Origin of the sequence: Leeia speluncae, from assembly GCF_020564625.1 — a bacterium.
Lineage (GTDB): Bacteria > Pseudomonadota > Gammaproteobacteria > Burkholderiales > Leeiaceae > Leeia > Leeia speluncae.
The window spans coordinates 1-26,037 of sequence record NZ_JAJBZT010000011.1 but is presented as its reverse complement, the minus strand read 5'-3'; the positions used below and the strand labels follow the sequence as shown (position 1 = coordinate 26,037).

Genomic DNA, 26,037 nt, shown 5'->3' with positions numbered 1-26,037 from the left:
CAATCTTGGGCAGTAGCGAAAGGAAATAGTTATCTAGCAAGAGATTTCTTAGTAGACATCCTATGTGTCTTAAAAGAAAAAACCGATAACTAATCAGGGGAGGCCAGACTAGTTATCGGTATTCAAGTGGGGAAATTTATAATTATTTACGGCCTAACCATACTGCAAACTTTTGATTCAATGCATCACCATTATCCGCCCAGAACAAGGTATCAACCGCTAGTGCTCCTTTTTGGTTTTGAGGGGCTGTAGGCAAATATTTTGCGATTTTTTTGTCTAACAAAGGCAAAGAGGATTTACGGATTGGTCCGTAAGCCGTTTCATTTGCAAAAACGGCCAATGCTTCAGGTGTTGTTGCTGCTTTAATGAAGGCTTTTGCTTCAGCAAGATTTTTAGAGCCTTTTACAATCGCAAAACCTTCTACATTCTGCAACTGACCATCCCATAAAAACTCAAATGGTTTATTGTCTTTAGTAATGGCTGAATAAATTCGATTGTTATACGCAGATGTCATTACCACTTCGCCATCTGATAATAATTGTGGCGGCTGCGCGCCTGCTTCCCACCAAACAATCGATGACTTGATAGTATCTAATTTCTTAAATGCGCGTTCTACACCATTAGAAGTTAGCAAGGTTTTGTATACTTGATTAGCAGGCACGCCATCTGCAATCAATGCCCATTCCAAAGCACCTTCTGGAGATTTTCTCAGTGCGCGTTTTCCAGGGAAATTCTTCAGATCAAAAAAGTCGGCAACTTTGGTTGGGGCTTTTGCAAGCTTACTTTTGTTGTAAGCAAGTGATGTAGACCAAGAAATATTTCCTGCCATACAAGTATTAAGACCGCCTGGCAAGAAATCATTTTTTGGACTCACGCCATTTGGGCCAGCAGCTAAATCTTTTGCTGGATCAATCTTTTCTAAAAGACCTTCATCACACGCACGAATAATGTCACTTAACTGCATGTCGACAACGTCCCAAGTTACATTTTTGGTTTGAACTTGGCCACGAATCTGTGCAATACCACCGTTGTAGGTATCAATTTTAATTTTTGTACCGGTTTTTTCAGTAAACGGTTTTACGGCTAATTTTTCTTGTGCATCCTGATACGAACCGCCCCAAGAGGTAAATGTAAGTTCACCTGCAGTGGCTGTTCCAGCAGCAAATACACTGGCTGACAACATAATCGACAACGTGCTTTTCTGTAGTTTCATGACTCATCTCCTATAAAATGAAACTATCTATGAAGGACTTTGTATCAAGATTTCAATTGAAAAATTGATATGATCTAGCATCCGTTTCATGTAAAAGTTAGGGCAGATTTCTGCTTTAAACTCAGTGTGCAGCGTAGTTCATCAAATTTAACAACCACAGTAACTCAACGAAATCTAATGGTTTACATCACAACCAGTTATGTAAATTAGGGTAGGTTGTCATGCAGGGATGCTGATAATTGTTTTCACTCTGCATTTAATTCAAAAGGGGTAAGCATCATGAAGGGTTCAATTCATCCGAAAGGATATCGACGTTTGCTACCCTCTTTAACTGCATTAGTTGAGTTTGAATCTGCAGCCAGATTGTCGAGTTTTACAAAAGCAAGTCATGAATTGGGCGTCACCCAAGCGGCAGTCAGTAGACAAATTAAAGCGCTGGAAGAGCAATTAGGCGTGGCGCTTTTCTATCGGCGGTATCGCAGCATTCAATTAACGGATGCCGGTAAAGAATTAAACAAAGTGGTTGCCTCAGCTTTGCAGAAAATTTCTGGTGTGTTTGATAAATTCGCGTTAGAAGCAGATGAACGAGAAGTGGTACTCGGTACGACAGCAGCGTTTTCCCATTTCCATGTGCTGCCTCGGTTGTCCGAACTAAAAGCCGAATATCCAGAAATACATCTACGGTTAGCAACCCTAATGTTTACATCAGAATTACATCCTGATGAGGTGAATCTATTTGTGCGTTATGGAGATGGCACATGGCCAGATGGAAAATCTTACTTTCTGTTTGATGAAGAAGTTTTTCCTGTATGTTCACCTTCTTGGCTCAATAATCAACCGCATATCACTTCACTAGTGGAGTTAGCTTCAACAGACTTGATTGACTACGATTCAACGTTAGAAGGATGGATGGGGTGGAACCAATGGTTCGACTTAAATGACTATTCCGTACCTAAGCTTCGCTATACTTTGCGTTGTAGTTTGTACACCGATGCTATTCAAGCAGCATTACATGGGCAAGGGGTGGTATTGGGTTGGGGGCGGCTAGTGGAAGATTTTCTTGCCACCGGCAAACTTGTCAGAGTAACACCACATTCCGTCAAGGTAGACGATAGCTATTACCTAGTCGTACCCAACGGGCAAGAAATCACCCAAACTATTCATGACGTGATGAGTTGGTTGAAGCAAGAGTAATCCTTCTTATTTAGCTTTCGCATTACCTGAGCGAATGTCACATGAGAATAAAGCGCGTTGACGGAATTTTTAGGCGCTCCTAATAATGCTTACACGATGAATGCCATCTGTGTTGCTTGTTAATTTAGGAGAGAGAAAGATGTCTAAAGTGAAATCCCACGCTGAACTTCTACGTAGCAGACAGCCAGGCTATACCATGCCTAGCGAGCTGTTCAGCCGCCAAGATGTTTTTGAAAACGATGTAGATGTTTTTTTTCATAAACATTGGATTCTAGTTGGCGTGAGTGCAGATGTCCCAGAACCAGGTGATGTCAGTACTGTCGACATCGGTAAATCTTCAGTCATTATCGTGCGCGATGAAGACAATGAAGTCCGCACATTCCGCAACGTGTGCCGCCACCGTGGTGCACGTATCAAAGAAGCAGGGAAAGCCACCATTGGTAAATTAGTCTGTCCTTATCACCAATGGACTTATGAACTAAATGGCGATTTGCTCCATGCAGCGCAAATGGGAAAAGACTTTGATCACAAGTGTAAAGGTTTGAAGAGCGTACATACCAAAGTGGTCGGAGGTTTGGTGTTTATTTGCCTTGCCAACGAAGCGCCTGCTGATATTGCAACACTAGAAGAAACCATGTTGCCAAGGTTGGCTCCGTACCAACTAGAGAATACCAAAATCGCTTATGAAGCTGAGATTATCGAGAATGGTAACTGGAAACTGGTGATGGAGAATAACCGTGAGTGCTACCACTGTGCTGGTACACATCCTGAACTGACCACCACCTTCCTCGCAGAAGACTTTGGTTACTGTGAAGAAGAACTAGACGAAGCAGGCCAACAATCGTTAGCGTCTTATCGCAAGAAAAATGCAGATTACAAAGCAAGTTGGGAAAAAGATGGCCTGATCTGTGAACCAGTGGAAAAGTTAACGCCCGATGTAGCCACCTTATTCCGTACCCAACGCTTGGTAATGGCAGGGCATGGCGAAAGCCAAACACCAGACACCAAAGTGGCTTGCACTAAATTACTAGGTAATGCGACACGTAAAGACCAAGGTGATACACACCTATGGACACATAGTGGCTGGAACCATGTGATGAGCGATCACGCGGTGGTGTCGTACCTGATTCCACTTTCTCCAGATAAAACACTTGTTCGTACGAAATGGTTGGTGAACGCCGATGCCGTTGAAGGCGTGGATTACGATGTGAACAATCTAATTTCTGTTTGGACTGCGACGAATGCGCAAGACGCCGCACTGGTTGCGATCAACCATAGCGGAACGCAAGATCCAGGTTATGAACCAGGCCCATATTCTAAGTTTTCTGAACAGTATGTCGAAGGTTTTGCAAACTGGTATACCGGTCGTCTAGAAGCACACAATATTTGAAGTGAATGATGAATCAGCTAGTGAATACACACTTGGCTGCGACTGGGTCAACGAAGGTTGACCCAGTTTTACAAGCAGCTACTTGGGAATTACCTCTACCTACTGCTCAAACCACTGGGCGACACACCTTAATTTGTCGATCCGTGCAGCAGGAAACTCATGATGTAAAAACCTTTACGTTTAGCACGCCCGATTACGCGCGTTTCTACTTTGAACCGGGTCAGTTTTTAACACTCACGTTAGAAATTAATGGAGAAATGGTGTCTCGCTGTTACACCATTTCTTCTTCTCCTACGCGACCACATTCCATTTCAATCACAGTGAAGCGGGTGACAGATGGACTCATCTCCAATTGGTTGCATGATCATCTAAAAGTGGATGACGAAGTTGGCGCCTTTGATCCGGCAGGAGAATTTACGCCTGTTGGCATCAAAGCAGAAAAGTTACTTTTGCTATCTGCGGGCTCTGGAATTACGCCATCGATGTCAATGGCTAGAGCGTATGCCGACTTAGGCATCAAAAAAGACATTGTGTTTGTACACAATGCTCGTAGTCCCAAAGATATTATTTTTCATCACGAATTAGTCCGTTTTACTCAGTTGAACCCACATTTCAAGCTAGTCACGATTTGTGATCAACCGGGGGAGAAAAGTGATTATGATGGCTTAATTGGTCGCCTAGATGCAGCGGTTTTAGCTACTCACATTCCGGACTTTGCAGAGCGAGAAGTATTTGTATGTGGGCCTGCGGGATACATGTCTTATGTAAACAAATTGTTACTTGATCATGGATTTCCTGCAAAACAGTATCATCAGGAAAGTTTTTCGATCGAAACTGTTACGCCGGTCACGACAGAAACCAATCCAGATACTTGCAAGATTGAATTGACCAAATCAGGTAAAACGTTTGAGGTGAAATCAACCGACAATTTGATGTTGATGATCAAATCACAAGGTGTTCCAGTACCTTCTTCTTGTGGTCAAGGCGTTTGCGGAACCTGCAAAACCAAATTGGTGAGCGGCCAAGTAGAAATGAAGCATCAAGGAGGTATTCGGCAACGAGAAATCGACAAAGGATTTATCTTGCTTTGTTGTAGTAAGCCAGTTACCCCTAAATTAGTATTGGAACTATAACTACATTAAATAGCCCTAGATTGCTACTAGGGCATTTAATCATCCAATTGTTCTCATTGAAAGTGGACTATTCAAAGGTAAACAATTGATTTTCTTCAATATTTAGCTTGGCAGAAATTTCTTTTGTTAGCTGTCTCGAAGCGACTTCATTGACGATTTCTTTTACATAATTTGGAATTTTTTGTAGCTCTTCTTTACGCCAAAGCATATAAAAACTGCGCTCTAGCGGTGGACATGGTTTACCAAGCGAGCGGATTCTATTGAGCGGAATAACTGTCACATCATCAAGATGGTGTCTAGATTGCCATAAGCAAAGTGGCGTAATGATTGCCCAACCTAAGCCAGCGGCAACTAGGCTAAGTAATGGGTCGGTTGCATCAAACTCAAAGTTACGCTCAATTTCTACGCCCAGATTATCTAAATAAGATTGGATTTGTGCCCCAATAACAGAGCGAGAACTATAACGAATAAATTGCAAGCGATGAGATAGTTGTATGAGGTTTTCTACCGGTTGCAGCGCAAAATCTTTCGGAAAAACCGCAAAATAGTTTTCTGTAAATAACTTTTGACGGCTAATTCCCGCTCGCTTCGTTGACCCTTCTGTAGTGATCGCGACATCAAGCATGCGGTTATTCATTTGTTCATCTAGTACCGGAGTAATACCTGACCAAAGCGTGATTTTTAGGGAAGAGTTGGATAAACCTTTTACCAGTTGGGGGCCAATGGTGGCAGCAAATGAATCAACACAACCAATCTTGACGATGGTTCCTTTTGCTCGCATCACGTTACGTGCATTCCCTATGAGCAAACTGGCGTGTTCAATTAGTAACCCCGCATCCTGATATAGACGCATGCCTGCTGGTGTTGGTCGGGCAGGGCGGAATGACCGATCTAATAAAGGAACACCAATAATTTCTTCAAGTGATCTAACCTGCTGTGAAACAGCCGCTTGAGAGATACGAAGTTGAATAGCTGCTTTAGAGACGGATTCTAATTCGACTACAGTCACCCAAGTTTGTAATAAGTCTAAGGGAGGGCAAGAATTCATCAACAAGCAGCCTATCTCGAGGAATAGAAAGCAAGTTTAGCATAAGTAAAGATGATAGTAAGCCAATAATAAATTACTCAATCCAATAAAAAAATAGCTAAAAAAGTCATACTAATTGATGAAAATGCAGGGTGTCTATTTGGTTTAATTAAGATTAATCAAGCCTATTTATGGACGTATTTGATAAGACATGCGTATCAAAATAAAAAAACTATTCATTTAATTTTTAATTACTTAATTTAATGTTGGATAGCCGTGCATATATTTCAGAATCAATGTTAATACCATTCGCCATTGATTCTGCTAATTTACTGGACTTTTCAGCGCCTGGAATATATACACCAAACGTTGTCGATAGCGTCGAGAGATGATCAGATAGCCTCTGGGTGAAGTGTTCATTGATGAGGGATGGTTCGATGGCTATTACTGTCATACCAACACGTGGAGATTCATTTCCCTCTAAGAAGGATGGTGCATCGATCGACCAATTTGCCCCAGATAAAGTAGACATTACTTCTACCATCAATGCGATATTCCCACCTTTGGGCCCACCAAATGCAAGGAGAGAGCCTTTAAGTGCTTTCATTGGATCAATTGTTGGTTGACCTTCAGAATCAATTGCCCAACCTTCAGGTAAAGCTTTACCTTCCTCTGCAGCGGCACGAATATTGACGTAAGCCGTAGCACTAGAGGCTTGATCAACCAATAGCACCTTTTTATCCACTTGAGGCGCAGCAAACGTAAACGGATTGGTGCCATAGATACGTTGCTTTGCACCGCCTGCCGCCATTAACGCAGGAGAGTTACCAAATCCAAATGCGATAAAACCACGGACCGCCAGTTGTTCAGCGTAGAATCCAAGCGCACCACAGGTATAAGCATTTGCCTGGGTAAAAATAGAAACGCCAATGTCTTTAGTGATATTCACTAATTTTTCTAAGGAAAGATCAAAACCAAGTTGCGCAATACCCCCATCGGCATCGGCAACTACAGCCGCTTTGGTTGGATAACTAAATTTAGGCGAGGCGATACCATTTAAGCGGCCATCTTTAATCGCATCTAGATAATCAAAGAAATGCAAGATACCAACGGTGGTTTGCCCACGTGCTTCAGCCGCAACCGTGGCAAATGAAAGGGATTTTGCAACTGCCTCAGATGCACCAGCAGAAATCGCTGCTTGGATACATAAACTTTGGGCTTTTTCTAAACTAATCGTCACTACATGAGGCATGATAATTACCAATTTCCTAAATAAGCGATAATTTATCGCCTCAATTAATTATTCTTGTTGATATAGACGTTAAAGGATATTTCTCTCTAGAGGCAAATTATTTATAAAGATAGAAACATTACCCCAATGAGTCAGTTTATTCTTTCCTACCTAATTACTTAATCAAATGTAAAAATGGAATCAGCATCTAATCCTAAAGTGCTAGCAATCTCTTTTGTTAATTGTCTAGCAGCAACTTCAGAGACAATTTCTTTTACATAACTAGGGATTTTTTGAAGTTCTTCTTTTCGCCAAAGCATATAAAAGCTACGTTCAAGCGGAGGGCAGGGTTTACCCAGAGAACGAATTCTACTAAGAGGAATCACCGTTACATTCTCTAAGTGATGTCTGGATTGCCACAGACAAAGCGGGGTAGTAATTGCCCAGCCCAACCCTGCAGCAACGAGACTAAGTAGGGGGTCAGTAGCATCAAATTCAAAATTGCGTTCAATTTCTACCCCTAAACCGTCTAAGTAGGCTTGCACTTGTGCGCCAATCACAGAGCGTGCGCTATAGCGGATAAACTGCAATCGGTGGGATAACTGAATCAGATTCTCTACTGGCTGCAAAGGAAAATCTTTTGGAAAAACAGCAAAATACGATTCTGTCAGCAGTTTTTGTCGGCTAATACCCGCGCGTTTCGTTGAGCCTTCTGTAGTAATCGCCACGTCTAACATACGGTTATTCATCTGCTCATCCAAAACGGGGGTAATACCCGTCCATAAGGTAATTTTGAGCGATGAATTAGACAGCCCTTTCACCAACTGAGGGCCAATGGTGGCGGCAAAAGAATCGACACAGCCTATTTTGACGGTGGTTCCCTTTGCCCGCATGACATTTCTTGCATTGCTAATTAATTGACTGGCATGCTCAATCAACAATCCAGCATCTTGATACAAGCGCATACCGGCAGGCGTAGGACGAGCAGGGCGGAAAGAGCGATCTAATAATGCAACGCCAATCACTTCTTCTAATGATCTAACATGTTGAGATACCGCTGCTTGCGAGACACGCAGCTGTACTGCCGCCTTTGATACAGACTCTAATTCAACCACAGTCACCCACGTCTGCAATAAATCTAGAGGAGGGCAGATGTTCATATAACGCGGCCTTTAATATGGGGGAATTGGTCTGATAGAGAAAAGTAAGAGCCATGCATTGCATGGCTCTTACTTTTTTATGGTGTTTCAGACAAGATCATCAATTGCGTATTGCCACCAGAAGCACTCGCATTAATAGATACCACCCGTTCTTTGACAAATGGATGAACACTAAAGGTGTCTTGGCTACATTCAAACACAGGGCACCCAGCAATCCGAAGTCGGCTGACTAACCCACTATCTGTTTGTTCACCAGCAATCATCAATGCAGAATCTATTTCTGCAAAGTTCACCGATGTTTCATTCAATTGATCCAGCAAGACAATGTCAGATGACTTGAGTACAGCGGCAACCGCCTCAGAGAGAGACCCCTTCTTAACAAAGACTTTATTACCAAATGCAAAGGCACTAAGAATCAGCCCCATCTGACTGGCTTCATTGCCGCTCATTACCAAGACCTTGCCTTTTGGCATAAATTCCAGTGTATTTTCTTCACCGGTTAAGGAAGGAAGCGCAATTGGGGTTGAGCTATCAACAAAGTGATATAGCCTTGCAATCAATTGGGATAAGTACTGGCGATAGACATTGTTAAAACCAATGTACTTTAAGGAGAACTGGTAAAGGTCATTTAAACGAGCTTTACGCGACTCAGCATTTTCTAATAGCTTTGTTAACTTAGGTGTGAGTTTTGCATTCTCATCCACATGAGGCATTTCATAATATTTATCATTATTCATGATGGTAGGTCGCTGAAAACACGAGTCAGTTACCCATTCTGAGTGTTGGAACTGTCCGAATGAAGAGAGCGCGAATGGTCCGTTGTAGCTTGGTCCGGTACTATGTTTGCCAGCGGTGCCACTTAATTGCATACCAGAAACACGACGAGAAATATTCCGGTTAACAAAGACGGATGCAGCCGTTGAACGAGATAAAATTTGCCCAACCGTTTCATTAATCCGCGTATGAATACAGATGCTATTCACGTTGAGTGACTGATTCAGTACATCAAGCAGTTCGTTTAACTGTTCTGATTGCCAGCGCACAACATGTACGATTGGCGCACGCAAATTAAGATTGGCCTGTTTCAGATCATTTATGCTGCCAAGGTCTACAATCGCTGGATTGCAGAAATAACCTGTTAACTTAGCTGCGTCGTATCTTTTAGCTTGGTATACGTTAAAGCGACGTTTTTTAAGATGATCAATATACGCATCATATTCAACAACTGTCTGCGGGTCGCTGACAGGACCAATGTCTGTAGACACTTGGTTTGAAGCACCAATCGTCCGCTCATTTAACATGCTGCTCAGCATAGCAATAATGCTATCGGCTGTCTCAGACTGAATACATAGTAGTTTCAAAGCATTGGCATGCTGACCAGAAAAGTCGTAAGCCGAAACCATCACATCTGAAATCACCTGCTCTGGTAGTGCCGTGCTATCGACAATCATTGCATTAGCGCTAGTCATCAAACTTTGAATTAGACTTGGGCCTTGGCTTTGTTTGAGCGATTCGTTGATTGCATTTAAGCTAGCTAAATCTGTGGCATTCACAATTACACGGTCTGCACGTAAAGTTGGCACGATTGAAGCTAGACCTTCACGAGGAATGCAAACGACATTCACTAAGCTTTTCGTTTCAGCCGAAAGCGCAATTAGTGCGGTATTGATATAGTCTACCAGCGGCACTAACTGTGGCGTTGTCAATAAAGCCACTTTTGCATTGGTGAGGAAGGCACGGCTAAGATCTGAAAATAATGATCCTGCTTCTGATAAAGAAGCCCAAACCACACTCACTGCCTCTTTAGAGACTTGCGTAACCAACTGTTGGTCAGTGGCGGCTTGTGTCGCATGCAAGCGCATTACATTGATAACTTCTCTTACCTCGATAGCAGCATCTGCTAAGGTACGGCCAAAATCATGAACAAGAATGCTACCTAGCACTTCTGGTGTTAATTCAATCGCATCAGCTAATCGGCGAATAATTTCAGATTTTGTCGTTAACGATAATTTTTCGACACTGGTTTCGCTAACAAACTGATTCAATTGGCTAAGGCTAATCTCAGCGGAAGGGATATCCACTTCATAAGCGATATTTTGTAGCGAATTGGGTGCTTTGAAAGCAACAGTACTCGCAGCAGAACCTTCACCACAAAAATTGAAGCAACGTTTTCCAGATGCTAGTTTGCTAAATGCATCGCTAAATTCTGGAGAATCAAAATTAAGCGGGTTCGCATTTTTGCGCCCCGGCAAAATATTCGGCGGCATCACAATTTTAGGATGTGAGTACCCTTTAGTACGTTTTGCTTTTTCAACTGGATCAGCAACGATCTCGGCAATAGAGACTGCAGGATCAACAATCTGGTTAACGAATGAGGAGTTTGCACCGTTTTCTAATAAGCGGCGAACCAAGTAGGCAAGCAATGTTTCATGCGGACCAACTGGCGCATAAATACGGCAAGCTTTGCCCAGTTTATCTTTACCAACCACTTGGTCGTAAACGCTCTCGCCCATGCCATGTAAGCATTGGAATTCAAACTGATTACCTGCGCCTAATCTGAATACGGCAGCAATACTAAACGCATTGTGTGTAGCAAATTGAGGAAAGACCGCATCTTGCGCCTTTAATAACTCACGGGCACAAGCAACATAGCTCACATCAGAGTGTACTTTGCGGGTAAACACGGGGTAGTTTACGGATCCTTCGCTTTGGCAGCGTTTGATCTCAGAATCCCAGTAAGCGCCTTTCACCAAGCGAACTAAGATTTTGCGTTTAGAAGCACGCGCCAATGCAATGATAAAATCAACCACTGCGCGACCACGCTTGTGGTACGCCTGTAAAGAAATCCCCAAGCCATTCCAACCTGCAAGGCTTGGTTCATTGGCTAAGCGTTCTAGCATCTCTAGGGTCAGATCAAAACGAGCCACTTCTTCTTGATCTAGGTGAAAGCCAATATCAAATTGCTTTGCTAACTGCGCGAGTTGAAGCAGCTTAGGGTACATTTCTTCAATGACGCGCTCGTGCTGCATTACTTCATAGCGTGGATGCAAGCCAGAAATTTTGACGGATACCCCAGGGCCTTCAATCGGGCCTTGACCACCACCCGCTTTACCGATTTCTTCGATAGCGTGGTAGTAATCACGGAAATAACGGTCTGCATCTTCTACCGTTAGGGCAGCTTCACCCAGCATATCGTAAGAATACTTGTAGCCACGCTCTTCGCGTTTGCTAGCCACTTTAATGGCTTCTTCGATGGATTGACCAGTCACAAACTGGTTACCCAATAGCTTCATCGCGTAAGCCACACCGGCACGTACTGCCGCTTCTCCACCTTTGCGAATCACACTAGTCAGCGCTTCAGCTAATTTAGCGTGGTCATTTTTCTTAAGCAATTTGCCGGTAACCAATAGGCCCCATGCGGTCGCGTTGACAAACAGTGATGGCGATTTGCCTAGATGGGATTTCCAGTCGTTATCAACAATCTTGTCGCGGATCAGCTTATTGCGCGTCGCCGTATCAGGGATGCGCAACATTGCTTCCGCTAGACACATCAGCGCAATCCCTTCCTTGCTATCTAGCGAGAATTCTTGTGTCAGCAAATCAATGCCACCAGCAGTCGTACGAGCATCCCGCACACCCTCTGCCAGCTTTGTTGCTAATAGTTGAATATCGGTAATTTCATCAGCAGAAAATTCTGCTTCTTTCATTAAACGATTAATAATCAGCTCTTCTTCTTGAGCATTATCGAAAGCAATTTTACCTTTGAGCAAACCAAGCTCGGCGCCGTTGCTCATTGCAGAAATAGTCATCATCAATCCTTAATCAATTACAGGCTGCCGGTTCTGATTCGTTCGGTACGTCTTCTGAGTAGCTCTAGGGTGATCAACATAATGGTCGACATCACAATCAAGATGGTCGCTACTGCAAGAATCGTCGGGCTAAGTTGCTCACGGATACCAGACCACATCTGGCGTGGTACCGTGCGTTGATCTGCACTCGTTAAGAAGATCGCTACAACGATTTCATCAAACGAGGTGGCAAAGGCAAACAGTGCGCCAGAAATTACCCCAGGAGCAATCAAAGGTAATTTCACTTTGAAGAAACACTGGAGTGGTGTAGCCCCTAAAATCCGGCCAGCACGAGATAACGTCTCGTTAAAACCAGCTAACGTCGCGGTAACGGTCACAATCACAAACGGAACACCTAATGCCGCATGCGCTAAGATCAAGCCAGTTAAGCTATTTGATAGCCCAATTGGACTAAAGGCGAAGTAGACCCCAACTGCTGTAATGATGAGTGGAACAATCATTGGGGACATCAGCACCCCTTTAAGCCATGCGAGGCGCTGTAGCCTTGGGTGCATTAAACCTAAAGAAGCCATAATCCCCAGTACCGTGGCAATCAAGGTTGAAATAACGCCAACGATCAGCGTATTTTTTAGTGAGTCAATCCAAATTGGGCTGGTAAAAAATGCTTCATACCATTTCAAACTAAACCCAGGCATTGGATAGGTAAAATACGGCTCCGAATTAAACGACAAAGGAATAATCGCAATAATGGGGATAATCAAAAATACCAACACCAACAAGGCATAGATAACGTGTAGGTACTTGGCTAGCTTTCCCCAGAAATTTGTATACGCAGGAAAATTCATCATGTTCTTATCCTAGTTTCAGGCCCTTGCCGCCAGTCATGCGGACAAAGACGATATAAAGCACCATCACCCCACCTAGTAGCAGTACAGAAAGTGCACTAGCTAAGCCCCAATTCAGTGTTGTATTGACGTGGTTAGCGATGTAATAACTGGCTAATTGATCATCCGCACCACCGACGAGGGCTGGCGTAATGTAATAACCAATCGATAAGATAAAGCTCAAAATACCTGCAGCAACCACCCCTGGTAGGGTCTGAGGAAAGTACGCATTAAAAAATGCTTTAATAGGGCCCGCGCCAAGTGAACGAGCAGCTTTCACATACACCGGCGAAATACCCTTCATCACGCTATAGAGCGACAAAATAGAGTAGGGTAGTAAGATATGAGTCATCGAAACTAGTACTGAAAAACGGTTGTAGATCAGCTCTAGTGGCTTGGCGATGAGACTTAATTCCAGTAAGAACTGGTTAATTGGCCCGTTGGTTTGAAGCATCACAATCCAAGCGGTGGTTCGTACAAGGAACGAAGTCCAGAACGGTAATAACACCAAGATCATGAGTGGATTACTGTATTTGCTTGGCAATGCGGCTAAAAATGAAGCCACAGGGTAAGCAATAAGCACACACAACACAGCAACGGTTAAACTCACTACAATGGTACGAACAAAGACATCTTGATAAAGACTGTCAGCAGGTGCGTTGTGAACCACGTTGCCAAATTCATCTCTTGAGTAATCAAACGCATTTAAGAAATAATCAAACGTTAGGCTACGAGATGAAAACTTGATAATGGTCCAAGTGCCGACTTGTCCCCAGCGTTCATCGGTATCGATCAACGCTTGTTTGGGGTTAGTCAGGTCTAAACTATCTAAATGTCTAGCCGTTTTCATGATTAATGAACGCATGCCAGATTGCTGGAAGTTAAGCCGACTAGCTACACGGCTATTCCCATCGTTATCCACTGACTTTTTCATGTCAGCCACCAGATTCAGATAGGTCTGGTTGTCTGGCAATTGCTTTTTAGCGGGTTCCCATGCGCCAAGCGATTGCGTTAGTGCTGGCCACTCGGTCGGAATTACATCATCGGTCACCGACTTCATTAATAAACTGCCAATCGGAAGAATGAAGGTCAGTAATAAAAAGACAAACAATGGAAAAATAAGAAGCAGTGCCCTAAGCAATCCAAAGCGCTCAGATCTACGTAGGTTCCTCTTAAGCACTTTAGCTTCTGATGCATATAATTTTTCTGCTAATGGACTATCAATCATCTTCATCAGTTTTGCGGTAGGCACCGCCCCCCTCAATTAGTATTTAATTACTTACGACCAAGCCAAACCGCAAATTTCTGATTCAGTGCGCCTGCATTGTCAGCCCAGAAAAGAGGATCAACCTTTAAAGTACTTTTTTGATTGTCAGATACAGTTGGCAAGAATTTTTCTAAGCCGCTATTTTTCATGACTCTTCCTCTATCAAGTAAATAACTACTTCAAAGCACAACAACCATCAACCGACCAACCTACTTCAATTGAACTGCCAATTCCGAAATTAATTGGGTTACCGTTATTGGCAATTTTTGCTACAAAGCCATCTTTTCCACATGCATTCATAATGACGCGTGTGTGATCTCCGTAATAAATAAGATCCGTGACTTTTGCAGTAAAACGATTTGAAACAGACCCCATATCTGATCCAATCAACACCTTTTCAGGTCGAACAGAAATAGAGACTTTTTCATTTGTTGAGACACTAGAAAAATTGCCTGTATGGATTTGTCCGTGGCCATCTAAATCTACGATGCAATTTCCTGACTCAATACGGCGAACAACCCCAGTAATGTCGTTATTCTCACCAATGAAATTGGCGACAAATGCATTTTCAGGTGAGTCATATAACTTCGCTGGCGTTGCTAACTGTTGAATAACACCATTGTTAAAGACCGCAATGCGATCTGACATGGTCATCGCTTCACTCTGATCGTGGGTGACATACACTACTGTCAGGCCGCTTTCTTCGTGAATACGCTTAATTTCAAACTGCAGTTGTTCACGTAGTTGCTTGTCTAGCGCACCTAATGGCTCGTCCATCAACACAATCGATGGTTCAAACACCAATGCACGAGCAACCGCAATACGCTGCTGCTGGCCACCAGAGAGTTGGCCTGGCATACGAGAAGCAAAACGGTCCATATTGACCATCGCTAGTGCACGCTTAACCTTGCTGTCGATGTCGGATTTAGAAACTTTTCTTAGCTTGAGTGGAAACGCTAAGTTTTCGGCAATCGACATATGTGGAAATAGCGCATAGCTCTGAAACACCATCCCGATATTGCGTTTTTCTGGTGGGATTCTGTTAATTGGCCGATTTTCCAAGAGGATCTCACCATGAGTGGCGGTCTCGAATCCCGCCAACATCATCAAACAAGTGGTTTTGCCAGACCCCGAAGGGCCAAGCATGGTGAGAAATTCCCCTCGTTTAATGTCCAGATTCAGATTTTTTACAACGAGAGTTTCTCCGTCGTATGTCTTCTGGACACTTTTGAACGAGACGATATTAGTCATTTCTGTACCTACTAGTTATTGACCAAAAACCCAGTTTGGATCGACAAAATAAGACTCTTTTACGGTACGTGGAGACACCCAACGCATTAGGTTCAGCCAGTAGCCAGCCTTGTCATTCGTACCACTTGCACGAGTACCGCCAAATGGTTGTTGGCCAATCATGGCGCCGGTTGGCTTGTCGTTGATGTAGAGGTTGCCGGCTGAATTTACTAGCGCTTTTTCTGCTTGCACCAGCTTGTAGCGATCGGTGCAGAAAATAGAACCAGTCAATGAATATGGGCTAGTGCTATCTACTAGTTGCAATACGTCATCCCATGCTTCGTCTTTAAAGACATACACGGTGAGCACTGGGCCAAATAGCTCTTCTTCCATGAGGTTGTGCTTTGGATTGCTGACTTCGATGACTGTTGGTTCAACGAAAAAGCCGGGCTCTTTCCATGTTTTACCGCCATAAACAATCTTGCATTCGCGATCGTCTTTTGCGCTCTGGATACGTGCAGTCAGCTTTTCGTGAGATTCTTTGCTAATCACCGCGCCCATGAAAGTTGATAGGTCTGCAACATCGCCCACTTTTAGTGTGGCCAACATTGCCTGCATTTTTTCTTTCACTGCTGGCCATAGCGATTCAGAAACATAAGCACGAGATGCCGCGCTACATTTCTGACCTTGATATTCAAAAGCGCCACGAACGAGAGAGATAGCAACAACATCAGCATCAGCAGAAGCGTGAGCAAGGACAAAGTCTTTACCGCCGGTTTCGCCAACAATACGAGGAATGCTCTTGAAGCGAGATAGGTTTTCCGCAACACCTTTCCACAAGCCTTGGAACACTTCAGATGAGCCAGTAAAGTGAATACCAGCCAAATCTTTAGAGCCTAATGCTGCAGCAGACACTTCACTTGCTTTACCAGGCATAAAGTTGATCACGCCAGGTGGTAGACCAGCTTCTTCTAGTGCTTGATAGAAAATGTAGTTAGCAAGAGAGGCCTTCTCTGCTGGTTTCCACAATACGGTGTTACCCATCATGGCCGGAGCAGTTGTTAGGTTCGCGCCAATAGCAGTGAAGTTAAATGGAGAGATTGCATACACGAAACCTTCTAGCGGGCGCCAGTCGATACGGTTTAATGCGGTTGGCACTGTTAGTGGCTGATCTGCATATACGCGCTGTGCGTTGTACGCATTAAAGCGTAAGAAATCGATCAGTTCATTACCGCTATCTGGGTCTGCCTGGTCGATGGTTTTACTTTGGCCCAACATGGTTGCCGCAGCAATTTCAATACGCTTTTTCTTGTCGATGATTTCAGCTGCGCGATTCATAATGGCAGCTTTATCAGCAAATGATGTGTTTGCCCATTCTTTAGAAGCATCTGCACATGCAGCGATCCCTTTTTCGATCATCTCTTTGTTAGGGCGATGAATACGTGCAATCACGCGATTCTGATCATGCGGAGGGCGAACCTCGATGATGTCTTCAGAGAAGTATTTCACGCCACCAATCACGGCAGGGATATCGACAACCGTTGTATTGGCTAACTGTTCTTTCAGCTTTACCGTTTGTGGTAGGCCTTCTTTGAAAGAAAGTTCCGGGTCATTTTTAGGATATGGGATAGTTGGTACAGAGTTCATAATTACTCCACTAACAAACAAAAATATTTAAAAAAACCACGCTCAAGTACGATCGGTTTTTAGCTCTTGCGTAGAATAGATCACCGCTATTTTGAAACCCCTCAGAGCAATGCGTACTTATACTTAGTATTAGTTTGTTTAATACAAACCAATGAGAGAGTAGGGCATCGAATAATCTCCATCTGTTTTACCTACCTACATTTCCTCAATCGTCACATAACAAACACAAGAGACATTCCTTCGAAATGAATCATGGAATTATCCTCACAAAAAAATCATCCACTTCGTTTGCAATTAGCCAATGAAGTCCATGCAAGGCCGTTTCTAAAAATTTCTCAACGTTCCGTCATCATTCACTTAGGAATATTTAATTCAGAGAACCCAGAAGTGCATCGACGCTTACTAGATGAACTCTGTATTTCTCTATCGATTACTCCTCCACCTATTATTTATTCGGCATTTTTCTTTGAAACCAATGCATTCACGATAAAGTGGTCAAGACATACAGAATTTTCTAGTTTCTCTTTTGTATTCCCATTAAAGGAAAGTTCTTCGAGTACATTTAAGGGCAATTTCTCAGATTGGCTTCCTTCCGACTGGTTTAACTCAATTCAAACAAGTCTTATCAGTGCTGTAAGAGTCTTTGCTTTAAATCAATCTGACCATTCGGATAAAGAGGCCCTTATTCATTCGATTTTTAATGGCCGCTTATTAGTGAACTCGCATATATTGAGTGGAGGAGAGGTACTTTGTGATTGGAAAGTCAATACAGATGGATTTTCCAATATGGTGGTTTACGATGTTGATTTCCGAGAAAGACAGCTCGGCAGAGCCGTACAACGTTTATTAGAGATTGAAGATTATCGAATGATGGCGCTATTGGCCTTACCAATTGCAAGAGAAATGGCGCAAGAATTATTCTATTTAGAATCTGAATTATCTAACTTTATTTCACTCATTGATTCTGGACAATCCACAACAGATGCTGATCTACTCATCCAATTAACCAGTCTTTCTGCAAAAATTCATAAGTACTACCATCACAGCTCACGTTTTTCTGCCTCTATTGCTTACGATGATATTGTTCGTTCCAGGATTCAAGAGTTGCGAGAAACGCGCATAGAAGGCTACCCAACCGTTGGCGAATTTATGGATCGCCGGTTAAAACCCGCCATCGATACTTGCAGAACGATTGTCGTCCGACACGAACAATTAGCGAAGAACGTTTCCAGAGCGGCAGATTTACTACGAACAAGAGTGAATTTGGTGCAAGAAAAGCAAACCAACTCACTGCTAGAAGGGATGAATAAGACGGCAACCTCGCAACTACTCATGCAAAAAGCTGTAGAGGGGTTGTCAGTAGCGGCAATTAGCTATTACATCGTTAACCTGATTGGTGTCGGCTTAAAAGCACTACATCATTTAGGCGTAGAAGTAGATGTTGAAGTAGCAGAATTTATATTGCTATTTCCAACCGTGTATGTCGTTTATCAACATTCTTTAGCCATTAAAAAGATTAAAGTGCATTAAGCATAAAAAAATGCCCGGGCGGAGTACGACACCCGGGCACAATCAGCAGAGTAAGGAGAGAATTGCTGATTAAGAAACTGCACCTAAACCATATTTACCAGTCAACAAAGAGCCTTTTGCAAAGCGATCATAAGCGTATGGTGCGAGATCGATCTCTGTATCAAGACCCATTGCCTGTTGCGCTAACAATTGACCCACACCCGGTGATAACTTGAAGCCGTGACCAGAGAAGCCAAATGCGCAAGTAAAGTTCTCGATGCCTGGCAAGAATCCCATTACAGGGTTCCAGTCTGGCGTTACATCATAAACACCGGTCCAAGAAGACGCTAAACCAGCGGCTTCGTATGCTGGGAAACGCTCTGCCACTTGCGCGCCCACCTCAACCACGTAATCGAGTGGAATATCAGCCTGTTCTGTTTCAGGATTATTGAGTGAATCCCCAACAATACCTTCACTCACTAGCATCTGGTTACCACCATAGCTTCGGCAATACAGCATACCTGTAGAACCCAAATCTTTATAAACCGGCATGTCATAGGTGTATGCTGCGCCAGAACATTCTAGCGACATCACAGCATGGCGTTCTGGTACAAGCGGAATATCAATACCTGTCCATTCTTTCAAGACGCCAGACCAAATATTCTGTGTACTAACAATGTGCGAAGCAAAGAAATCACCTTCGGTCGTGTTAATCCCCACCACCTTATTGCCTTGCTTAATCAAACCAGTCACTGCAACGCCTTGTTTGACATGAACACCACGCTTGCGAGCACCGGCAGCAAATGAGCTAGCGACCAAATACGCATCCGCAAAACCGGCTTCAGGTTCATAACCAATTAGAGCTGAATCGCCAAACTGGGCAATTGGTAGTAGTTCTTTTGCCTGATCTTGCGAAAGAAAATCGACTTGAATACCCATATTGCGCTGGGCTTCTAACGCAGCTTTTAAAGGAGATAATTTGTCATTATCAGGAGAAGTGATCATGTAACCACATTTCACTAATCCACAAGAAGCTTCTGGGTCATCCAGATATTCGCTGAAATTTTTAAATACATTCCAAGAATGCTTAGCAATTTCCACATTCTGAACCACTGAATAGTGAGTTCTTAAAATACCAGAAGACTGAGAGGTTGTTCCTTCACCCACTTGGCCTCTGTCAATCAGCAGTACATTTTTTGCTCCAAGTTTTGCCAAATGAAAAGCGGTAGAAGTACCAATCACCCCTGCGCCAATCACAATGTAATCGTAATTCTGGTTCATACCAATCTCCTATTAGATTGGTGCCATCATAGGATTACCTTGTATTTAGGCCGACTGCATAAGCAAAGCTTATCCTAAACTAAAGATAACTTTATGCAGCGACCTCTGGCCCCCCTCAAAACAATAATTCTTATTTTTTGGAGGAAACCATGAAGAGCTACCATTTGACGCAAGGCACAGCGCCCATTCTCATCTCATTGCCGCATATTGGTACGCGGTTAACCGATGAAATCCGCGAACAGCTAACAGATGACGCAAAATACCTACCGGATACAGACTGGCATTTAGGCGAGATTTATGACTTTTTCTCAGAAATTGGCGCCTCGATCATTACGCCAATTTATTCGCGCTATGTGATTGATTTAAACCGCAGCAATCAGAACGAGAACCTTTATCCAGGAAAAAACTCAACGGGTTTATGTCCTGCTACCACCTTTATGGGGGCACCGCTGTATAAAGATGCATCGATCCTGACCGAAGGCGAGATCCAATCTCGCATCTATGATTTTTGGACCCCATACCACCAAGCCCTTCAAGACGAGCTGAATCGCTTAAAATCCATCCATCGCCATGTTTTATTATGGGAAGGACATTCTATTGCCAGTGAGCTTCCATTTTTGTTTGAAGGGCAATTACCGGCCTTTAACTTTGGCACTGCGGATGGAAAGTCATGCGACGGCAGGGTTTTAGCATCTGTTTTAGACATGGCAAAAGAACTATCCCTAGACTACGTAGCCAATCAGCGATTTAAAGGTGGATTTATTACCAGAAACTACGGATCACCAGAAAACAATATTCATGCGATACAACTGGAAATGAGCCAGCGAATCTATATGAGTGAACAATTTCCTTATGCACTCAATTCCACCTTAGCGCCATCAGTGAAACGCACACTTAAGTTATTGATTGAAGCTGCCCAACAATCGCTATCAATCATCTAGATACTTCCCTAAATACAAAACGCCTTGGCAACATACACCAAGGCGTTTTTATCGCTATCCAGCTTTTAGACTTACATTGAAGTATAGTTCGGGCCGCCGCCGCCCTCTGGCGTTACCCAAGTAATATTTTGTAGAGGGTCTTTAATATCACAGGTTTTACAGTGTAAGCAGTTCTGTGCATTGATCACCAATTTTTTATCACCAGACTCTTCACTAAACTCATACACACCCGCAGGACAGTAACGGCTTTCAGGGCCAGCGTAATGCGCTAAGTTATGCATGACCGGAATTTTAGGATCAGTCAGTCGCAAATGTACCGGTTGATTATCATTATGGTTGGTATTCGATAAATACACCGATGACAATCGATCAAAGGTGAGTTTGCCATCTGGTTTTTTATACTCAATCTTGGCAAAGTCGGACGCTTTTTTGAGTTTTGCAGCGTCTTTTGTCCGGGAGTGAATCGTCCAGAAATATTTACCGCCCAAAACCTTTTGCTCTAGGCCAACCATTAGCGTGCCAATGACTAAACCTTTATTCATCCAAGGTTTAAAGTTTCTAGCCTTGTGAAGCTCGGTATAAAGCCAAGATTGCTTAAAGCTGGTTTCATAGTCGCTTAGTTCGTCGCGTTGGCGTGATTGGCTTAACGCACTGGCAATGGCTTCTGCTGCCATCGAACCACTCTTAATGGCTGCATGGCTCCCTTTAATACGAGAGGCATTCAAAAAGCCTGCATCACATCCTACTAACACTCCACCAGGAAACGACAGCTTAGGCAAACTATTTAGACCACCTGCTGCAATTGCTCTTGCGCCATAGCTAATTCGTTTCCCCCCTTCAAGCAGCTTCGCAATCATCGGGTGGGTTTTTAGTGACTGAAATTCCTCGAATGGAGAAAGGTGAGGGTTCTCATACCCCAACCCAACCACCATACCAATGAAAATTTTATTGTCACCAGCATGGTATAAAAATGCACCACCGTAAGTATGACGATCTAGCGGCCAGCCAGCCGTATGAATCACTTTACCTTCTTGGTGTTTTTCTGGCGCAATTTCCCAAACTTCTTTAATCCCTAAACCATAGCTTTGCGGATCAGCGTCTTTATCCAGCGCAAATTGCTTGATTAGTTCTTTACCTAAGTGGCCGCGCGCGCCTTCAGCAAAGACCGTATATTTGCCATAAATTTCCATGCCAGGCTGGAATGCATCACTTTCAGTACCATCTTTATTAATACCAAAAGCACCTGTTTCCACACCAATTACTTCACCTTGCTCTCCATACACAATTTTTTGTGCTGGAAAGCCAGAAAAAATCTCAACACCCAGATTTTCCGCTTGGGTTGCCAACCACTTGGTCACATCCCCTAAGCTAACAATAAAGTTACCTTCGTTATGAAAGCAATTTGGTAGCAAGAAGTGAGGTAACTTGTATGATCCTTTTTGGCCTAGAAAATGAAACTCATCAGCAGATACTTTAGTTTTGAGAGGCGCCCCTTGAACCTCCCAATCAGGCAATAACTCGGTCAATGCTTGAGGATCCATAACGGCGCCAGACAGGATGTGCGCTCCTGGCTCCGAGCCTTTTTCAAGGATACAAACATTGATATCGGTTTGCTGCTGTTCTGCTAATTGTTTTAGCCGAATTGCAGTAGCAAGCCCCGCAGGACCAGCCCCCACAATCACTACATCATATTCCATTACCTCACTCATGCTATGCTCCTTACAGCTTGGCCGTCAGGGCAGGGATGACTTCATTCAAGTCACCAACCAAACCATAATCTGCAATTGAAAAGATTGGCGCATCTTTATCTTTATTGATCGCAACAATCACTTTCGAATCTTTCATACCCGCTAAGTGCTGAATCGCACCAGAAATACCAATCGCAATATAAAGCTCTGGCGCAACAATTTTACCGGTTTGACCTACCTGTAAATCATTCTGAACATAACCGGCATCTACCGCCGCACGAGAGGCGCCTAATGCCGCTTTTAGCTTGTCAGCAAGCGGAAGCAACAAGCCATCAAAGTTCTCTTTAGAACCTAGCCCACGCCCACCAGATACCACCACTTTTGCGGTATTTAGCTCTGGACGATCATTCTTAATTTCATCAATCGATATAATTTCTTTTTTAGCAAATAGGGTAGGGATGGCAATCGCTTCAACTGCTGCAGAACCTGCAGCCAACTCAGTACTAAAAGCCGTTGTACGGACAGTAATTAATTTGATCGCATCATTGGATTCAACGGTAATAAATGCATTACCTGCATAAATCGGACGCACAAAGGTTTTTGCATCAATAATTTCGACCACATCAGAAACTTGGCTAACATCAAGTTTAGCCGCCACGCGTGGCATAAAGTCTTTACCAAATACATTCGCTGGCGCAAAAATATATTGATAATTACTGGCAACAGAAACCACAACAGCAGCAACGTCTTCACCTAGCAAATGCTTAAACTTTCCGTCTGTAGCGGTAAGTACTTTACGCACGCCAGCCAAAGCAGCCACAGAAGAGGCGGCTGAAGCAACATCATCACCAATCACCAACACATCCACTTGCAAACTAACTTTTAGTGCAGCACTAATCGTAGCGTGGGTTGATAGTTTTACTTCTTTGTTTTTTACTTCTGCAATAACTAAAGCATTCATTTTTTTCACCTCGACTCGGAATAAAAATTAGGATTTCTTGATTTTTTCGATCAGCTCTTCCACTGAAGACAAGATAATTCCTGGCTCGCGACCTTTCGGTTCGAAATAATTTTTCACCGTTAGGCGAGGGGTGCTAGCAATCGCAGCATCAGCCGCCGCAATCACTTTAATTTCTTTCTTTTTCGCCTTCATAATATTTGGCAACGTAACAAAGCGAGGCTCATTTAGGCGTAGGTCACTGGTTAATACGACTGGCAACTGAAGTTTGACGTTTTCAATACCGCCATCAACTTCGCGTTTAACCGTCGCGAATCCATCCGCAACAGAAACTTCAGACACATTGGTTGCCTGTGGGAAGTCGTTTAATGCAGCAAACATTTGGCCTGTCTGATTAGAGTCATCATCAATCGCTTGTTTACCAAAGAAAATCAGATCTGCGTTTAAAGTAGCGTTTACTTTAGATAAGGTTTTAGCAATCTCTAATGGCTGAAGATCATTTCCAGAATCCACCAAAATTGCGCTATCCGCACCAATGGCGAGAGCATTACGTAATGTTTCTGTCGCACCTTGATCACCACAAGTGATCGCAATCACCTCAGTTGCAATCCCTTTTTCTTTCAAACGAACGGCTTCTTCAATAGCAATCTCATCGTATGGATTCATACTCATTTTTGCGCCATTCACATCCACGCCAGAGCCATCGGCCTTAACGCGAATTTTAACGTTCGAATCCACTACCTTTTTAACGCAAACCAGAACTTTCATTTCTGTAATCCTTTAAATGGTCACAACAATCAATCGTGATTTTTTACTGTCTTCAATTGATCTAATCTCAGCGGTTTGATTAGTTTCAATCATCAGCATATTGCCTGCCGTCACTTGCTTAAGTTCTCCATCACAGTTCACTTCAATGTCATTTAATGTCATACAAACGAACTTCCCAGGGCCGAGCGAACCAACATTCTCAATGGTGATAACGTCTGTCCGAATCGCTTCTGACTCCGACATCACATTAAAAATATTGGGTTCACCAGATATCACATTACCCAACAATGCTCGATCACCTTTATAGCGAAAGGGAGTGAGGTAATTGAGCTTTGCAGATTCACCATCTTCAAAATCAAGTTGAATATCACTGTGATTCAGCAAGATGCTTGTCCGGTGAATACCTGGAAACTGAGAGAACTCAACGGTCTTATTAAAGAATGCGAGACTGACTCTGACGCTGGTCGATTGACTAGAATTACCACTAAAGAGTAATCTGGTTTTTCCTAAGCCATTTTTCCATCGCACTGGTGCTGCTTTGTGAATGCTGTATACGTCAAGCATGGTTCTCGCTCCTTTTTTAAGGATTCTAGAGATTGACTACGCCAGCAGACTTTGCATAAGAAAATCTAATACTAAATCTTTGAAAAACTGTTTTTCACAGTTCTAAGGCGTACGAAGGAATGATCTATCTTGTTCTGAGAATCTTGATTAGTCGCGCTGATACTGAGGGGAAGGGGATCAAGAAGAAGGCTAGTTGAATAAAAAATTAAAAGTCTTCTCTAATTGGTGCTAGAAAGATTGTTTTCATCCAAAGCCGACATCAAAAAAGATCAACAGCATATTTCTTGTAACCGCTAAAATAGTCACCAATCTCACGTAATTATTTCCCCAAAAAATGATTGAGTTTTATACCTATCCACTAATCGCATTGATCTTTGTTGCCATTTTTTGCAGAGAAGTGATTGCCCCTGCATCTAAGAACTACTGCGATCGGCGTTGGTTAATCATTTCTAGCGGACTGGGGGTTTTCACTGTACTTACTACATTGGGCATTGGTTATCTATTTGAAGGGCAAATTAAAGAACATGCCTTAGTGACAGCTGCGAAGCAGTGGCCAGATGCCATTGTAGGCTTAGCTAGTTTTACGCTAACCAGTTTTATCTTTTACTGGTGGCATCGGGCAACGCATCGTTTTGATTTCTTATGGCGAGTTTTTCATCAACTTCATCACAGTGCAAAACGCGTAGAAGCGTTAACGGCATTTTTTGCACATCCGCTAGATTCAGCTGCCGCCATCCTAATAAGTTCATTTTCTAGCTATATGGTGCTAGGTGCTTCACCATTTGCTGCAGCAATTGCGCTGGTATTAACAGGAGTGTTTGATCTGTTTTTGCATAGCGACCAAAAAACGCCAACATGGATTGGTTACTTTATTCAAAGACCAGAAATGCACACAGTTCATCATGCATATGGACATCATGCCCAAAATTACGGATTACCGATTTTGGATCTGTTATTTGGTACATGGGTAAACCCAGAAGAGAGAGAACAAACACTTGGCTTTGATGATGCAAATTCAAACCGAATCACAGACATGCTGATGTTCACGGATGTGCATAAGAAGCGTGCCAAAGAAAAGTGAACTGCGTATAGAATTTGAGACGGCGGTTTACATTTTCAACCATATTTATAAACACAAACCAC

At 43.1% G+C, this 26,037-nt stretch carries 21 protein-coding genes; 6 read left to right on the top strand and 15 right to left on the bottom strand.

Features of this window, described 5'->3' with window-relative positions; all coding sequences use genetic code 11:
* Positions 1 to 142 precede the first annotated feature (142 nt).
* Entirely contained in the window at positions 143 to 1,213 is a 1,071-nt protein-coding gene (locus LIN78_RS15645; protein ID WP_227181797.1) for an ABC transporter substrate-binding protein, read from the bottom strand.
* Between the two features lie 279 nt (positions 1,214 to 1,492).
* On the opposite strand from LIN78_RS15645, the gene LIN78_RS15640 reads away from it, so the two are divergent.
* The 3 genes from LIN78_RS15640 (at position 1,493) to LIN78_RS15630 (ending at position 4,930) form a co-directional block, all read left to right on the top strand.
* Positions 1,493 to 2,407 carry a LysR substrate-binding domain-containing protein gene (locus tag LIN78_RS15640; protein WP_227181796.1) on the top strand — a complete coding sequence of 305 codons (915 nt, stop codon included), beginning with the start codon at positions 1,493 to 1,495 and terminating at the stop codon, positions 2,405 to 2,407.
* A 139-nt stretch (positions 2,408 to 2,546) separates the two neighbouring features.
* The gene (locus tag LIN78_RS15635; RefSeq protein WP_227181795.1) at positions 2,547 to 3,797 is read left to right on the top strand and encodes an aromatic ring-hydroxylating oxygenase subunit alpha; all 1,251 of its coding nucleotides are present in this window, start codon (positions 2,547 to 2,549) and stop codon (positions 3,795 to 3,797) included.
* A gap of 8 nt (positions 3,798 to 3,805) precedes the next feature.
* Positions 3,806 to 4,930, top strand: a complete 1,125-nt coding sequence (locus tag LIN78_RS15630) for an FAD-binding oxidoreductase (RefSeq protein ID WP_227181794.1) — start codon at positions 3,806 to 3,808, stop codon at positions 4,928 to 4,930.
* Between the two features lie 67 nt (positions 4,931 to 4,997).
* Here the strand turns inward: LIN78_RS15630 and LIN78_RS15625 are convergent, their stop codons facing one another.
* From LIN78_RS15625 to pruA, 9 genes are all read right to left on the bottom strand, one after another.
* Positions 4,998 to 5,978: a LysR family transcriptional regulator gene (locus LIN78_RS15625; protein WP_264474652.1), complete on the bottom strand. Its 981-nt coding sequence runs from the start codon at positions 5,976 to 5,978 to the stop codon at positions 4,998 to 5,000.
* A 226-nt stretch (positions 5,979 to 6,204) separates the two neighbouring features.
* Positions 6,205 to 7,209: an Ldh family oxidoreductase gene (locus LIN78_RS15615; RefSeq protein ID WP_227181793.1), complete on the bottom strand. Its 1,005-nt coding sequence runs from the start codon at positions 7,207 to 7,209 to the stop codon at positions 6,205 to 6,207.
* 158 nt (positions 7,210 to 7,367) lie between these two features.
* The gene (locus tag LIN78_RS15610) at positions 7,368 to 8,348 is read right to left on the bottom strand and encodes a LysR family transcriptional regulator (protein ID WP_264474651.1); all 981 of its coding nucleotides are present in this window, start codon (positions 8,346 to 8,348) and stop codon (positions 7,368 to 7,370) included.
* 77 nt (positions 8,349 to 8,425) lie between these two features.
* Complete coding sequence (locus LIN78_RS15600; protein WP_227181792.1) at positions 8,426 to 12,157, bottom strand: proline dehydrogenase family protein; 3,732 nt, start codon at positions 12,155 to 12,157, stop codon at positions 8,426 to 8,428.
* A gap of 17 nt (positions 12,158 to 12,174) precedes the next feature.
* Complete coding sequence (locus tag LIN78_RS15595; protein WP_227181791.1) at positions 12,175 to 13,005, bottom strand: ABC transporter permease; 831 nt, start codon at positions 13,003 to 13,005, stop codon at positions 12,175 to 12,177.
* 4 nt (positions 13,006 to 13,009) lie between these two features.
* Positions 13,010 to 14,293 (bottom strand): ABC transporter permease, encoded by a 1,284-nt coding sequence (locus tag LIN78_RS15590; protein WP_227181790.1) that lies wholly within the window; start codon positions 14,291 to 14,293, stop codon positions 13,010 to 13,012.
* A 23-nt stretch (positions 14,294 to 14,316) separates the two neighbouring features.
* Complete coding sequence (locus LIN78_RS15585) at positions 14,317 to 14,457, bottom strand: hypothetical protein (protein WP_227181789.1); 141 nt, start codon at positions 14,455 to 14,457, stop codon at positions 14,317 to 14,319.
* A gap of 25 nt (positions 14,458 to 14,482) precedes the next feature.
* The gene (locus LIN78_RS15580; RefSeq protein ID WP_373307776.1) at positions 14,483 to 15,454 is read right to left on the bottom strand and encodes an ABC transporter ATP-binding protein; all 972 of its coding nucleotides are present in this window, start codon (positions 15,452 to 15,454) and stop codon (positions 14,483 to 14,485) included.
* A 120-nt stretch (positions 15,455 to 15,574) separates the two neighbouring features.
* Complete coding sequence (pruA, locus tag LIN78_RS15575) at positions 15,575 to 17,185, bottom strand: L-glutamate gamma-semialdehyde dehydrogenase (protein ID WP_227181787.1); 1,611 nt, start codon at positions 17,183 to 17,185, stop codon at positions 15,575 to 15,577.
* Between the two features lie 252 nt (positions 17,186 to 17,437).
* Here pruA and LIN78_RS15570 point away from each other — a divergent pair, with 252 nt between their 5' ends.
* Entirely contained in the window at positions 17,438 to 18,715 is a 1,278-nt protein-coding gene (locus LIN78_RS15570) for a DUF3422 family protein (protein WP_227181786.1), read from the top strand.
* A 69-nt stretch (positions 18,716 to 18,784) separates the two neighbouring features.
* Here LIN78_RS15570 and LIN78_RS15565 read toward each other — a convergent pair whose 3' ends face one another.
* A complete protein-coding gene (locus LIN78_RS15565; protein ID WP_227181785.1) occupies positions 18,785 to 19,975 on the bottom strand; it encodes an NAD(P)/FAD-dependent oxidoreductase in 1,191 nt (396 codons plus the stop codon).
* Between the two features lie 149 nt (positions 19,976 to 20,124).
* Here LIN78_RS15565 and hutG point away from each other — a divergent pair, with 149 nt between their 5' ends.
* Positions 20,125 to 20,916, top strand: a complete 792-nt coding sequence (hutG, locus tag LIN78_RS15560; protein ID WP_227181784.1) for an N-formylglutamate deformylase — start codon at positions 20,125 to 20,127, stop codon at positions 20,914 to 20,916.
* A gap of 71 nt (positions 20,917 to 20,987) precedes the next feature.
* Here the strand turns inward: hutG and LIN78_RS15555 are convergent, their stop codons facing one another.
* Genes LIN78_RS15555 through LIN78_RS15540 form a run of 4 tightly spaced genes read right to left on the bottom strand, consistent with a single transcriptional unit; the run spans position 20,988 to position 24,894 of the window.
* Positions 20,988 to 22,625, bottom strand: coding sequence for an electron transfer flavoprotein-ubiquinone oxidoreductase (locus LIN78_RS15555; RefSeq protein ID WP_227181783.1), 1,638 nt, complete (start codon positions 22,623 to 22,625; stop codon positions 20,988 to 20,990).
* A gap of 10 nt (positions 22,626 to 22,635) precedes the next feature.
* The gene (locus LIN78_RS15550; RefSeq protein WP_227181782.1) at positions 22,636 to 23,565 is read right to left on the bottom strand and encodes an electron transfer flavoprotein subunit alpha/FixB family protein; all 930 of its coding nucleotides are present in this window, start codon (positions 23,563 to 23,565) and stop codon (positions 22,636 to 22,638) included.
* Between the two features lie 27 nt (positions 23,566 to 23,592).
* Positions 23,593 to 24,330, bottom strand: coding sequence for an electron transfer flavoprotein subunit beta/FixA family protein (locus tag LIN78_RS15545; protein WP_227181781.1), 738 nt, complete (start codon positions 24,328 to 24,330; stop codon positions 23,593 to 23,595).
* Between the two features lie 12 nt (positions 24,331 to 24,342).
* Entirely contained in the window at positions 24,343 to 24,894 is a 552-nt protein-coding gene (locus LIN78_RS15540; RefSeq protein WP_227181780.1) for a HutD family protein, read from the bottom strand.
* 397 nt (positions 24,895 to 25,291) lie between these two features.
* On the opposite strand from LIN78_RS15540, the gene LIN78_RS15535 reads away from it, so the two are divergent.
* Positions 25,292 to 25,975, top strand: coding sequence for a sterol desaturase family protein (locus tag LIN78_RS15535; RefSeq protein WP_227181779.1), 684 nt, complete (start codon positions 25,292 to 25,294; stop codon positions 25,973 to 25,975).
* The last annotated feature ends 62 nt before the right edge of the window (positions 25,976 to 26,037 follow it).